At 65.2% G+C, this 13,321-nt stretch carries 14 protein-coding genes; 10 read left to right on the forward strand and 4 right to left on the reverse strand.

Annotated elements, in window-relative coordinates:
• The 4 genes from GD429_RS25895 (at position 1) to nadC (ending at position 5,156) form a co-directional block, all read left to right on the forward strand.
• Complete coding sequence (locus tag GD429_RS25895) at positions 1-1,413, forward strand: mechanosensitive ion channel family protein (protein WP_152861115.1); 1,413 nt, start codon at positions 1-3, stop codon at positions 1,411-1,413.
• Between the two features lie 225 nt (positions 1,414-1,638).
• Positions 1,639-2,835 carry an acyl-CoA desaturase gene (locus tag GD429_RS25900; protein ID WP_047898824.1) on the forward strand — a complete coding sequence of 399 codons (1,197 nt, stop codon included), beginning with the start codon at positions 1,639-1,641 and terminating at the stop codon, positions 2,833-2,835.
• Between the two features lie 306 nt (positions 2,836-3,141).
• Positions 3,142-4,278 (forward strand): quinolinate synthase NadA, encoded by a 1,137-nt coding sequence (gene nadA, locus GD429_RS25905; protein WP_047901043.1) that lies wholly within the window; start codon positions 3,142-3,144, stop codon positions 4,276-4,278.
• Positions 4,275-5,156, forward strand: a complete 882-nt coding sequence (gene nadC / locus GD429_RS25910) for a carboxylating nicotinate-nucleotide diphosphorylase (protein ID WP_152861116.1) — start codon at positions 4,275-4,277, stop codon at positions 5,154-5,156. The genes nadA and nadC overlap by 4 nt, the downstream gene beginning before the upstream one ends.
• A gap of 92 nt (positions 5,157-5,248) precedes the next feature.
• Here the strand turns inward: nadC and nadB are convergent, their stop codons facing one another.
• The 4 genes from nadB to radC form a co-directional block, all read right to left on the reverse strand.
• The gene (gene nadB, locus GD429_RS25915) at positions 5,249-6,835 is read right to left on the reverse strand and encodes an L-aspartate oxidase (protein WP_034178813.1); all 1,587 of its coding nucleotides are present in this window, start codon (positions 6,833-6,835) and stop codon (positions 5,249-5,251) included.
• 160 nt (positions 6,836-6,995) lie between these two features.
• Positions 6,996-7,163 (reverse strand): 50S ribosomal protein L33, encoded by a 168-nt coding sequence (rpmG, locus tag GD429_RS25920; protein ID WP_006478046.1) that lies wholly within the window; start codon positions 7,161-7,163, stop codon positions 6,996-6,998.
• Between the two features lie 17 nt (positions 7,164-7,180).
• The gene (gene rpmB / locus GD429_RS25925; protein WP_004186391.1) at positions 7,181-7,414 is read right to left on the reverse strand and encodes a 50S ribosomal protein L28; all 234 of its coding nucleotides are present in this window, start codon (positions 7,412-7,414) and stop codon (positions 7,181-7,183) included.
• A gap of 240 nt (positions 7,415-7,654) precedes the next feature.
• Positions 7,655-8,428 (reverse strand): RadC family protein, encoded by a 774-nt coding sequence (gene radC / locus GD429_RS25930; protein ID WP_152861118.1) that lies wholly within the window; start codon positions 8,426-8,428, stop codon positions 7,655-7,657.
• On the opposite strand from radC, the gene GD429_RS41665 reads away from it, so the two are divergent.
• The 6 genes from GD429_RS41665 to GD429_RS25955 all read left to right on the forward strand — a co-directional run bounded on the left by GD429_RS41665 (position 8,427) and on the right by GD429_RS25955 (position 13,313).
• Positions 8,427-8,552, forward strand: a complete 126-nt coding sequence (locus GD429_RS41665; protein WP_265334690.1) for a hypothetical protein — start codon at positions 8,427-8,429, stop codon at positions 8,550-8,552. The two genes, radC and GD429_RS41665, sit on opposite strands and share 2 nt — an antisense overlap.
• Before the next feature lie 11 nt (positions 8,553-8,563).
• Positions 8,564-9,019, forward strand: coding sequence for an FKBP-type peptidyl-prolyl cis-trans isomerase (locus tag GD429_RS25935; protein ID WP_152861120.1), 456 nt, complete (start codon positions 8,564-8,566; stop codon positions 9,017-9,019).
• A 2-nt stretch (positions 9,020-9,021) separates the two neighbouring features.
• Positions 9,022-10,002, forward strand: coding sequence for a 4-hydroxy-3-methylbut-2-enyl diphosphate reductase (gene ispH / locus GD429_RS25940; protein ID WP_096471566.1), 981 nt, complete (start codon positions 9,022-9,024; stop codon positions 10,000-10,002).
• Positions 10,003-10,271: 269 nt separating this feature from the next.
• Complete coding sequence (locus GD429_RS25945) at positions 10,272-10,961, forward strand: amino acid-binding protein (RefSeq protein WP_152861122.1); 690 nt, start codon at positions 10,272-10,274, stop codon at positions 10,959-10,961.
• A 213-nt stretch (positions 10,962-11,174) separates the two neighbouring features.
• The gene (locus GD429_RS25950) at positions 11,175-12,125 is read left to right on the forward strand and encodes a branched-chain amino acid ABC transporter permease (protein WP_047898817.1); all 951 of its coding nucleotides are present in this window, start codon (positions 11,175-11,177) and stop codon (positions 12,123-12,125) included.
• Positions 12,126-12,143: 18 nt separating this feature from the next.
• Positions 12,144-13,313 carry an ABC transporter permease subunit gene (locus GD429_RS25955; protein WP_152861124.1) on the forward strand — a complete coding sequence of 390 codons (1,170 nt, stop codon included), beginning with the start codon at positions 12,144-12,146 and terminating at the stop codon, positions 13,311-13,313.
• Positions 13,314-13,321: the final 8 nt, after the last annotated feature.

Here is a 13,321-nt window from a genome sequence, read left to right on the forward strand (position 1 = left end):
ATGGAGAATCTGCAGAGCCGCCTGTTGTCGCACCGGCTGGCATCGGTGATTCGCGATTTTCACCAGCCGGTGATGATCTGGCAGGCGGCGATCCTCGTCGGCGCGCTGTGTTTCGCGTGGGTGGCCGCGCGCTTCGTGCACGGCCGGATCGATGCGCGCCGTCGGGCGGCCGGACGCGCGCCCGGCGCGGGTGCGCAAAGCCTGAAGCGTGCGTTGTTCCCGTTGTTCGGCGGCATCTTCGTGGGGGGCGTGCAGCTCGCGTTCGACCCGTTCATGTCGACGTCGCTGCTGTCGCTCGCGCTCGTGCCGTTGTTCGGCATCGGGCTGATCTACGTGCTGTTCTTCTTCGCGCGGCGCGTGTTCGCGCGCGACGGCCACACGCATGCGTGGCTGTCGATCGTCGAGAAGATCGTGTCGACCGTCGTGTGGGCCGCGATGGTGCTGACCGTGCTTGGCATCCAGCGCGACGTGCTCGGCTGGCTCGACAGCGTGCAGTTCCGCGTCGCCAATGCGCACCTCACGCTGTTGTCGCTGATTTCCGGCGCGCTGTGGGTGTGCGTGACGCTGATGGTCGCGATGTGGCTCGGCTCGGTGCTCGAGGATCGCCTCACGCGCGCGAGCACGCTCGATGCGAACCTGAAGGTCGTGCTGTCGCGGGTCGGCCGCGCGCTGCTCGTGTTCGCGGCGATCCTGATCGGGCTGTCGCTCATCGGCATCGACGTGACGGTGCTCGGCGTGTTCGGCGGCGCGGTCGGCGTCGGCCTCGGCTTCGGGCTGCAGAAGATCGCGAGCAACTACGTGTCGGGCTTCATCATCCTGCTCGACCGCTCGCTGCGGCTCGGCGACGCGATCAGCGTCGGCGGGCTGCAGGGCATCGTCACGCAGATCCGTACACGCTACACGGTCGTGCGCGGCCTCGACGGCAACGAGACGCTGATCCCGAACGAGAAGCTGATCACCGACGTCGTGCAGAACCAGTCATCGTACCTGACGCGCGGCTATGCGAAGGTCGCGGTGCAGGTCGCATATACGAGCGATGTCGAGCACGCGCTCGTGCTGCTCGCCGACGCCGCGAAGGACGTGCCGCGCGTGCTGGCGGAGCCCGCGCCGACCCCGTATCTGGTGAGTTTCGGCGCGGACGGGATCGACCTGGAGCTCGGCTTCTGGATCGAGGATTCGGCGAAAGGCACGTCGGGCGTGCGTTCGGCCGTGAACCGCAACATCTGGCGGCTGTTCAACGAGCACGGGATTTCGATTCCGTTTCCGCAGCGCGAAGTGCGCGTCGTCGGGTTGCCGGACGGTTTTGCCGCCGCGGGCGCGGCGGCGGGGCACGATCCGGCGGCCGGCGATCCGGCGGCCGGCGATCCGGTGGCCGGTAACGGCGCGGTGGACACTCGCGCGCCGGCTGCATAGCGCGCGTCGGTCGTCAATCGTATCGACCCTGCGGCCGGAACCGGATCGCGGGCCTCTCCAAGTCCGCCCGTGGACTGTTCCGGTTGCGCCAGGGCAAGAAAATATTCATTTTTTACAAAGACTTGGAACGGTTGAAGTAAAATCCAAGTCTATTCGCGGTATGCTTTCATTTTTCTGACGCCTGCGCGAGCCGGCGTCGCTCTCATCTCATCACAGGTAACTGCCTTGTTGAATTCCCTGCTCGATTTTCTTTCCCACGGGCTCCTGCATTTTTCGTGGTGGCAGGTCGCGCTGTTCGCGCTCGCCGTCACGCACGTCACGATCATCGGCGTGACGGTCTACCTGCACCGCTGCCAGGCGCACCGCGCGCTGGAGCTGCATCCGATCGCGAGCCATTTCTTCCGCGTCTGGCTGTGGATGACGACCGGCATGCTGACCGGCCAGTGGGCCGCGATTCACCGCAAGCACCATGCGAAGTGCGAGACCGAGGAAGATCCGCACAGCCCGCAGACGCGCGGCATCTGGAAGGTGTTCCTCGAGGGCGCCGAGCTGTATCGCGCGGAAGCGAAGAATGAAGAGACGATGCGCAAGTTCAGCCACGGCACGCCGAACGACTGGATCGAACGCAATCTCTATTCGAAGTACCCGATCCTCGGCATCAGCCTGATGATGGTGATCGACGTCGCGCTGTTCGGCGTGCTCGGCCTGACCGTGTGGGCCGTGCAGATGGTCTGGATTCCGTTCTGGGCGGCGGGCGTCGTCAACGGCTTCGGCCACTTCTGGGGCTACCGCAACTTCAACTCGGCCGATGCGAGCACGAACCTGTTCCCGTGGGGCATCGTGATCGGCGGCGAAGAACTGCACAACAACCACCACACGTTCGCGACGTCGGCGAAGCTGTCGAACAAGTGGTACGAGTTCGACATCGGCTGGATGTACATCCGCATCATGTCGGCGTTCGGTCTCGCGAAAGTGAAGAAGGTCGCGCCGACGCCGCGCCTGAACAAGCCGAAGATGGTGCTCGACCAGGAAACGCTGCAGGCCGTGCTGTCGAACCGCTACGAAGTGATGGCGCGCTACGGCAAGGCCGTGAAGCGCGCGTACCGCCAGGAGCTCGCGCACCTGAAGGAACTCGGTTCGAGCGAGAAGTACCAGTTGATGCGCGGCGCGCGCAAGTGGTTCCACAAGGACGCCGACGGCCTCGACGAGCCGCAGAAGAAGCTGCTGCCGGAAATCTTCGCGAACAGCCAGAAGCTGCACACGTACTTCCAGTTGCGCCAGGATCTCGCCGCGATCTGGGATCGTTCGACCGCGTCGCGCGAACAGCTTCTCGCGCAATTGCAGGATTGGTGCCATCGCGCGGAACAAAGCGGCATCAAGGCGTTGCAGGAATTCGCGATGCGCCTGCGCCGCTACGCCTGATTCGAAATCGATTAGAATCTCAGGACGTCAAAAACCCCGCGTTGGCGGGGTTTTTTCATTTGGGCGGCCGGTTTTTGACGGAAGCGATCGGCAGGGCTCGAATTCGTATGAGGCTTGGGGCAGCGGCGCAATGGTGCCCCGGGCGAGCGTAGAGGATGGGATCGGAGTAGTGTTGAAGCGCTGATTCTGGTTGACCGCGAAGCATGGGACCAGAGTAAGCGCTGAAGCACTAACTCTGGTCGACCGCGAAGCATGGGGTCCGAGTAAGCGCTAAAGCGCTTACTCGGACCGACAGGAGATATGGAGATGCAATCGACGATCAAACCCGTCGAGTACGACCGGCCCGTCGCAGCAGGGACCGTGTGCGGCGTGGGGCAGGCATGGGCCAAGGTGCCCGATGCACCGTCCCCCGAGGAACGCGCTGCGCTGAAGGCGCGCATCAAGGCGCTGCTCGTGCGTGAAAAGGCCGTGCTGGTCGCGCACTACTACGTGGACGCCGAACTGCAGGAACTCGCCGACGAAACCGGCGGCTGCGTTGCCGATTCGCTCGAAATGGCCCGCTTCGGCCGTGACCACGACGCGCAGACGCTGGTCGTCGCCGGCGTGCGCTTCATGGGCGAAACCGCGAAGATCCTCAGCCCGAACAAACGGATCCTGATGCCCGATCTCGATGCGACCTGTTCGCTCGACCTCGGCTGCCCGGTCGATGAATTCTCGGCGTTCTGCGATGCGCATCCCGACCGCACCGTCGTCGTCTACGCGAATACCAGCGCGGCCGTGAAGGCGCGCGCGGACTGGATGGTCACGTCGTCGATCGGCCTCGAGATCGTGGCCGACCTGCATGCGCGCGGCGAGAAGATCATCTGGGCGCCCGATCGTCATCTCGGCAGCTATATCCAGAAGAAAACCGGCGCGGACATGCTGCTGTGGCAGGGTTCGTGCCTCGTCCACGACGAGTTCAAGGGCATCGAGCTCGACCTGCTGCGCGCCGAATATCCGGATGCGAAGGTGCTCGTCCATCCCGAATCGCCGGAAAACGTCGTTGCGCAGGCCGATGTCGTCGGCTCGACCACGCAGCTGATCGACGCGGCCGTCAAGTTCGACGCGACGCGCTTCATCGTCGCGACCGATCTCGGCATCCTGCACAAGATGCAGCTCGCGGCGCCCGGCAAGACCTTCATCGCGGCACCGACGGCCGGCAACAGCGCAACCTGCAAGAGCTGCGCGCACTGCCCGTGGATGGCGATGAACGGCCTCGCGAACCTCGCCGACGTGCTGGAACGCGGTCACAACGAGATCTTCGTCGATCCCGCGATCGGCGAGCGCGCACGCTTGCCGATCGACCGGATGCTCGATTTCGCGGCCGCGCACAAGAAGCGCGTGCAGGCGAGCGGCGATCTGCAGCGCGACCAGCAACTGTTTGCGAACGTGGGGGCGGCATGACCGGTGCAGTCTCCCCGCTTTACGACATCGTTCGCAAGCAATACGGCTCGGCATTCGACGACGCGATCGCGCGCAACGTTGCCGATGCGATCGCGGAAGACGTCGGCTCCGGTGACCAGACCGGGCGGCTCGTGCCGGGCGGCGGGCATCGCCGCGCGCGCATCATCGTGCGCGAGGAAGCGGTGCTGTGCGGCGTGCCGTGGTTCGAGGCCGTGATCGGCCGGGTCGATCCGGCGATCACCGTGCAATGGCGCTATCGCGAAGGCGACCGGATGACGCCCGATTCGACCGTCTGCGAACTCGAAGGGCCGGCGCGCGCGCTGTTGACGGCCGAACGCAACGGGCTGAACTTCCTGCAACTGCTGTCGGGTGTCGCGACCGCGACGCGCCGTTATGTCGACCGCGTCGAAGGCACGCGCGCGAAGATCCTCGATACGCGCAAGACGCTGCCGGGCCTGCGGCTCGCGCAGAAGTACGCGGTGCGCGTCGGCGGCGGCGAGAACCAGCGTCTCGCGCTGTACGACGGCATCCTGATCAAGGAGAACCACATCGCGGCGGCGGGCGGCGTCGGCGAAGCGCTCGACGCGGCGTTCGCGCTCGATTCGGGCGTGCCCGTGCAGGTTGAAGTCGAGACGCTCGCGCAGCTCGACACGGCGCTCGCGCATCGCGCTCAGTCGGTGCTGCTCGACAACTTCACGCTCGACATGATGCGTGAAGCGGTGCGTGTGGCGGCCGGCAGGGCGGTGCTCGAAGTGTCGGGCGGCGTCAATTTCGATACGGTGCGCGCGTTTGCGGAGACGGGCGTCGATCGCATCTCGATCGGCGCGCTGACGAAGGACGTGCGCGCGACGGACTATTCGATGCGGATCGTCGACTGACCGGGCGTCGCGCGATCAGACAAAAAAGCCGTTGGCACGCAAACGCCAACGGCTTTTTTCCTGTGCGGCCGCAGCCGGGAAGGGCGTGCCGCTCAGCGACGCGCGCGCGGCGTGAGCACGCTCGGCAGCGCCTTCGGCAGCGTGTGCGGCCAGTCGCGGCTGTAGTGCAGTCCGCGGCTTTCGCGGCGCGACTGCGCGCTCTTCACGATCAGCGTCGCTACGTCGACGAGGTTGCGCAATTCGAGCAGGTCGCGCGTCACGCGGAAGTTCGCGTAGTACTCGTGGATCTCGTCGCGCAGCAGCGACAGCCGGTGCTTCGCGCGTTCGAGGCGCTTGTCGGTGCGCACGATGCCGACGTAGTTCCACATCAGGCGGCGCAGCTCGTCCCAGTTGTGCGCGACGACGACTTCCTCGTCCGCATCCGACACGCGGCTTTCGTCCCATGCGGGCAGCGTGGCCGGCGTTTCCGAATCGAAGCCGGCCGCCTCGATCGCTTCGGCCGCCGCGCGGCCGATCACGAGACATTCGAGCAGCGAGTTGCTCGCGAGCCGGTTCGCGCCGTGCAGCCCCGTGTACGACGTTTCGCCGACCGCGTACAGGCCCGCGAGATCGGTGCGCCCGGCGAGATCGGTCACGACGCCGCCGCACGTGTAGTGCGCGGCCGGCACGACGGGGATCGGCTGTTTCGCGATGTCGATGCCGAATTCGAGGCAGCGCGCATGGATCGTCGGGAAGTGTTCGCGCAGGAACGCTTCCGGTTGATGGCTGATGTCGAGATATACGCAGTCGATCCCGCGCTTCTTGATCTCGAAGTCGATCGCGCGCGCGACGATGTCGCGCGGCGCGAGCTCGGCGCGCGGATCGTGCGCGGGCATGAAGCGCGTGCCGTCGGGCAGCTTCAGCAGGCCGCCTTCGCCGCGCACGGCTTCCGAAATCAGGAACGATTTCGCGTACGGATGGAACAGGCAGGTCGGGTGGAACTGGATGAATTCCATGTTCGACACGCGGCAGCCCGCGCGCCACGCCATCGCGATGCCGTCGCCGGTCGCCGTGTCGGGGTTTGTCGTGTACAGGTAGACCTTGCCGGCGCCGCCCGTTGCGAGCACCGTATGCGGTGCCTCGATCGTGATCGTGCGGTCGTTGTCGACGTCGAGCGCATACAGGCCGTGACAGCGGCGGCCGGGCAGGCCGAGCCGGTCCGACGTGATCAGATCGATCGCGTGGTGATTTTCGAAGAACGTGATGTTCGGATGCTGGCGCGCGCGCTCCGACAGCGTCGCGAGCACCGCATGGCCGGTCGCGTCGGCCGCGTGAATGATCCGGCGGTGGCTGTGGCCGCCTTCGCGCGTCAGGTGGAAGCCGAGCTCGGCCGCATCGTCCTTCGTGAACGGCACGCCTTGCGAGATCAGCCATTCGATTGCTTCGCGGCCGTGCTCGACGATGTAGCGCGTCGCGCCTTCGTCGCACAGGCCGCCACCGGCGACCAGCGTGTCGTCGACGTGGTTCTCGATGCTGTCCGCCGAATCGAGGACCGCCGCGATGCCGCCCTGCGCGTTATCGCTTGCGCCCTCCATCATCGAACGTTTCGCGATCAGCGCGACACGTCGCGTGCTGGCCAGATTGAGTGCGACCGACAGCCCTGCCAGGCCGCTGCCGACGATCGCCACGTCGAATTTCATGCTGCATCTCCATCGTTACGCTTTTGATCTTGTGCGTTCCGGCGGCCATGGCCGCGGAAAGGGGAAAGCATACCGCGTCGGGCCCGAGCGTGCGCGCAAAACAAAAAGCCCCGCATGCGCGGGGCTTTTCGGTCGCCGTCAGGCTGGCAGAAACCGGAGATTACTTGATCTTGGTTTCTTTGTATTCCACATGCTTGCGGACGACGGGATCGAACTTCTTGATCGCCATCTTTTCCGGCATGTTGCGCTTGTTCTTCGTGGTCGTGTAGAAATGACCCGTACCAGCGGTCGACTCGAGCTTGATCTTGTCGCGTGCGCCTTTTGCCATGATTGTGCTCCTTGGGCTTAGGCTTCGCCGCGTGCGCGCAGGTCAGCGAGCACGGAATCGATGCCGTTCTTGTCGATCAGGCGCAGGCCCGCGTTCGAAACGCGCAGGCGCACCCAGCGGTTTTCGCTCTCTACCCAGAACCGGCGGTTTTGCAGGTTCGGGAGGAAGCGGCGCTTCGTCTTGTTGTTGGCGTGGGAAACGTTGTTGCCGCTCATCGGCGCTTTCCCAGTTACTTGGCATACGCGTGCCATGAGAGCACTCCTAATACGCTAAATTCGGGGTTCGATCGCCGATGAAGGTTCTCATTGCACCGCCACGTGATCCATGGCCGCACTCTCAGAACGCCGTAGCCCTTGCAGACAAGGCCCTTCGATGGCTAGAACTGGTTGGAAAAAAGACAGACGGCGATTCTAGCAGAAAAAGTTCAGGAAAATCAAACCTAATTTCGCTTCGCCGTTGCGGCGCCCCGGGGTGGGCCGCCGCGCCACAGTCTACAGCCAACCGGCACGCGCGAACGAGAAAGTGTCGCTGGTGCCGACGACGACATGATCGAGCAGCCGCACGTCGACCAGTTCGAGCGCGTCGCGCAGCACGCGGGTCAGGCGGCGGTCCTCCGCGCTCGGCTGTACCGCGCCCGACGGATGGTTGTGCGCGACGATCAACGCCGCGGCGTTGTGCGTCATCGCGCGGCGCACGATCTCGCGCGGGTAGACGGCCATGCGCGTCAGCGAGCCGCGCGTGATTTCCTCCGTCTCGATCAGGCCGTGGCGGGCGTCGAGGTACACCGCGACGAACACTTCGTGCGGGTGCGCGCCGATTTTCAGCCGCAGATAATCCTCGACCGCGCCGGGCGAATCGATCGGCGTCCGCTCGCGCGCCTTCTCCTTCAGCATGCGCCGCGCGATCTCGGTGACCGCGGCCAGCCGCGTGGAGCGTGCGGGGCCGATGCCGGGGTGCGCCTCGAAATCGTCGGTCGTTGCCTCGAGCAGCCCGCGCAACGTTCCGAACTGCTTGACGAGGGCGCGGGCGCTGACGAATACGTCGTGCCCGGGCTTGCCGGTGCCGAGCAGCAGCGCGATCAATTCGTCGTCGGTCAGCGCGGCCGGCCCGCGCTCCAGCAATCGCTCGCGCGGCAGCTCGGGCCGCCAGTCCACCGGGCGGCGCTTGCGCCGGCGGAGCGGGAGGACGCGGCAGGGCGGATCGGCCGGCGTATCGGCGGCGTCGCGGCATTCGACCGGCGGCAGGGTGAGGCAGGATGACAGCATGCTCGAAACTCCATTGGCGGCGGGCGGGCTGCGCGACGTCGTCGCACTTTCCGCCTGGCGCGCTCAGGTGACTTACAATATCGGCTTTGCGCCGGGCCTTTCGGCCGTATCGGGCGCCGACTGAACGAGTAATTCATGAGCCTCATCGATCTATCCGAAGTGAAGCCCGGTTCCCACGTCACGTTGCATTACCGGCTGGCGCTGGCCGACGGCGCCGACATCGTCAACACCTTCACCGACAAGCCGGCCACGCTGCTGCTCGGCGCGGGGCAACTGGCGCCGTCGCTGGAACATATTCTGCTCGGGCTCAGGGTTGGCGACCACTCGACTTTTCAGCTAACGCCCGAACAGGGGTTCGGTCCCCGGAATCCCGACATGCTCCAGCGCGTGACGCTGTCGACGCTGCGCGAGAACGGGATGGTCGGCGACGATTTCACGCCGGGCGAGCTGATCGAGTTCAATGCGCCGGACGGCGGCCGGTATGCAGGGGTGCTGAAGGAAGTCGGCGAAACCTCGGCGCTGTTCGACTTCAATCATCCGCTCGCGGGCCAGGCGCTCACGTTCGAAGTGAAAATCATCGGAATCCTGTAATCATGAGCACCACCGATACGCTGTCCGGGCAGACCGTCGCTGCCGACGCCGAAATCCTGCTGGCCCAGCCGCGCGGCTTCTGCGCGGGCGTCGACCGCGCGATCGAGATCGTCGAGCGCGCGATCGCGATGCACGGTGCGCCGATCTACGTCCGTCACGAAATCGTCCACAACAAGTACGTGGTCGAGGATCTGAAGAAGAAAGGCGCGATCTTCGTCGAGGAACTCGAGGAAGTGCCGGCCGGCAATACCGTGATCTTCAGCGCGCACGGCGTGTCGAAGGCCGTGCGCGACGAGGCCGACGTGCGCGGGTTGCGCATTTACGACGCAACCTGCCCGCTCGTCACGAAGGTGCACGTCGAGGTGGCGAAGATGCGCCAGGACGGCGTCGACATCGTGATGATCGGGCACAAGGGCCACCCGGAAGTCGAAGGCACGATGGGGCAGGTCGAACGCGGCATGCATCTCGTCGAGAGCGTCGAGGACGTGCAGAAGCTCGAGCTCGCCGATCCCGAGCGGATCGCGCTCGTCACGCAGACGACGCTGTCCGTCGACGACGCGGCCGAGATCATCGCCGCGCTGAAGACGAAGTATCCGAAGATCCGCGAGCCGAAGAAGCAGGACATCTGCTACGCGACGCAGAATCGCCAGGATGCCGTGAAGTTCATGGCGCCGCAGTGCGACGTCGTGATCGTTGTCGGCAGCCCGAACAGCTCGAATTCGAGCCGCCTGCGCGAAGTGGCCGAGAAGCGCGGTGTGGACGCGTACATGGTCGATGCGCCCGACCAGATCGATCCGGCATGGGTCGCAGGCAAGCGCCGCATCGGCGTGACGGCCGGCGCGTCGGCACCCGAAGTGCTTGCCCAGGCCGTGATCGCGCGACTGCGCGAACTCGGCGTGCGCAACGTTCGCGCGCTCGACGGCATCGAGGAAAACGTGTCGTTTCCGCTGCCGCGCGGGTTGAACCTGCCGCCCGCTGCCTGATTGCCGCATCGCACCCGCGGAACACCGAAGCGCGCCTCCCGGCGCGCTTTTTTTTGTGTGTCGAAATTGCAATCGCAACCATAATTCATGGCCGTGGTGCAACCCGGTTGCTCCGTCCGTTCGTAACCGTCTCTCAAAATTGGTTGCAATGCAGGAAAACCCCATCGAATCAGGATTATTGGCGTCCTATAAATGGAGTTACAATGCGCCCGTTTTCAGGCCTGAATGGCTTTGAAATCGGATTTGGGCAAGGCGCGGGAGACCATTCAATGCATGTGAAGTTGGCTTACGCCGTGTCCGTCGCCGCACCGGTTGCAATGCTTGCCGGTTGCAGCAAAAAGAGCGACGACGGGGCGGGCAGGGAGGCTGCGGTGTTCGCGGCATCGCCGGCCAGCGGCGTGCGCGTCGCCGGAACCGGTCGTGCGGCACCATCGGTGTGCCGCATCGCGCAGCAATTGGGCAAGGACAAGGAAAACGGGGCACGTTTGGCGATCGAGGAAATCAACGCGCTTGGCCTGGCGAACGGTCGGGCAGCGGGCATGCAGGTTGCATCGCAGCAAGCCGCCGGTCGTGGCGTGACAACGACCGGGTGCGCCGATCGACGGATGCCGGCTACGGCGCCGCACGCATGCGGCGGTGCGGGCAGCGTGCGGATGTCCCCGGCCCCCTTTCATTTCGATTCGACGAAACAGCGTGTCGCCGCGAGCGGTGGTGTCGTGGCGCGCGGCCTGGTTCGTACGATGGATTCCGACGCAGTCCTGACGAATGTCGGGCGCGGCTTTCGCGATGCCTTGCCAGGCGACGCGGCACGGAATCCGATCCGTCCGGATGCGAGGCTTGCCTCGCACCGGACGGGAAAAGGCACGGATGCCGGGCAACCGGACGATGGCCGTCCCGGCATGCTGCCCTACGACTTCAAGGAGGCCTCGAACACCGTCCTCGACGTCGTGACGATTTAGCGACGGGACTCACGACGGCACCGGAACAGTGCGGTGCCGTTTTTGTATCCGCTCCGGCGGCAGGTCCGGCCGTACAGGCCGGGCGGCGCGCGCCGGGACGATCCACACCCTTACCGGTATCGACTAGTACCCGCAGTGTCGCCGAGAAGGCGCGATTCCTCGCTTACCCGCGGGGCGCAACGTCCTCCGGCAGCACGGGCCAAGGAGCTTTAAATGGATATTTTCGTCCAGCAGGTTCTCAACGGGCTGGTGCTCGGCAGTGTGTACGCCATCATCGCGTTGGGTTACACGATGGTGTACGGCATTCTCGGCATCATCAACTTCGCGCACGGCGACGTGCTGATGATCGGCGCGATGGTCGCGTTGTCGGCCATCACCGTGCTGCAGAACCATTTCCCCGGACTCGGCAACATCGCCACGCTGACGATCGCCCTGGGCATCGCCGCGGTCGTCTGTGCATTCGTCGGCTTCACGATCGAGCGTGTCGCATACCGGCCGCTGCGCCGTGCGCCGCGCCTCGCGCCGCTGATCACCGCGATCGGCGTGTCGATCCTGCTGCAGACGGCCGCGATGATCATCTGGTCGCGCAACCCGCTGCCGTTCCCGCAATTGCTGCCGACCGACCCGATCAACGTGATCAAGGCCACCGACACGACGCCCGGCGCCGTGATCTCGGTGACTGAAATCGTGATCATTGCGGTCGCGTTCATCGTGATGGGCGGCCTGCTGCTGCTCGTGCACAAGACCAAGCTCGGCCGCGCGATGCGCGCGATCGCCGAAAGCCCGAACACGGCAAGCCTGATGGGCGTAAACCCGAACTTCGTGATTTCCGCGACGTTCATGATCGGCTCCGCGCTCGCCGCGCTGGCCGGCGTGATGATCGCGTCCGAATACGGCAACGTGCACTTCTACATGGGCTTCATCCCCGGCATGAAGGCGTTCACGGCGGCGGTGCTCGGCGGGATCGGCAACCTCGGCGGTGCGATGGTCGGCGGCGTGCTGCTCGGCCTGATCGAGCAGCTCGGTGCGGGCTACATCGGCAACCTCACGGGCGGCGTATTCGGCAGTAACTACCAGGACGTGTTCGCCTTCATCGTGCTGATCATCGTGCTGGTGTTCCGTCCGTCGGGCCTGCTGGGCGAACGTGTCGCGGATCGCGCGTAACGGAAGGGAGCAAACAACATGACATCCATTCAACCGATCGAATCCTCGACGTCGCTCGTCGAAGAGCGCAACACCACCAAGACCGTCGTCATCGGCATCCTGACCGCTGCGTTCGTGATCGCCGCGCCGATCATCATCGGCTCGGCCGGCGGCAACTACTGGGTCCGCGTGCTCGACTTCGCGATGCTGTACGTGATGCTCGCGCTCGGCCTGAACGTGGTGGTCGGCTTCGCCGGCCTGCTCGACCTCGGCTACATCGCGTTCTACGCGGTGGGCGCGTACACGGCGGCGCTGCTGAGCTCGCCGCACCTGACCTCGCAGTTCGAGTGGATCGCGGCCCTCGCGCCCGGCGGGCTGCACATCCCGTTCCTGATCATCGTGCCGATCGCGATGGCGCTGGCGGCGACCTTCGGGATCCTGCTCGGCGCGCCGACGCTGCGACTGCGCGGCGACTACCTGGCGATCGTCACGCTCGGCTTCGGTGAAATCGTCCGGATCTTCATGAACAACCTCGACCGTCCGGTGAACATCACCAACGGCCCGAAGGGGATCACGGGCATCGATCCGGTGCATGTCGGCGGCTTCAACCTGTCGCAGACGCACTCGCTGTTCGGCCTCCAGCTGCCGTCGGTCTACATGTACTACTACCTGTTCGTGCTGTGCTCGCTGCTGGTGATCTGGACGTGTACGCGCCTGCAGCACTCGCGTATCGGCCGCGCATGGGCGGCAATCCGCGAGGACGAGATCGCGGCGAAGGCGATGGGCATCAACACCCGCAACGTGAAGCTGCTCGCGTTTGCGATGGGCGCATCGTTCGGTGGCCTGTCGGGCGCGATGTTCGGCTCGTTCCAGGGCTTCGTGTCGCCCGAGTCGTTCACGTTCTGGGAATCGATCGTCGTGCTGGCGTGCGTGGTGCTCGGCGGCATGGGCCACATCCCGGGCGTGATCCTGGGTGCGGTGCTGCTCGCGATCTTCCCGGAATTCCTGCGCTCGACGATGAGCCCGCTGCAGCATGCGCTGTTCGGTCATGACATCGTCGATACGGAAGTGATCCGTCAGGCGCTGTACGGCCTCGCGATGGTGATCATCATGCTGTACCGCTCGGAAGGCCTGTGGCCCGCGCCGAAGCATGAGGACAAGATCGCGAAACTGGCGAAGCGCGCCAGCAAGAAGCCGGTGCGCGCGTAACGAACGGA

It is taken from the genome of Burkholderia sp. BE17, assembly GCF_009362305.1.
Taxonomy (GTDB): Bacteria; Pseudomonadota; Gammaproteobacteria; order Burkholderiales; family Burkholderiaceae; genus Burkholderia; species Burkholderia pyrrocinia_C.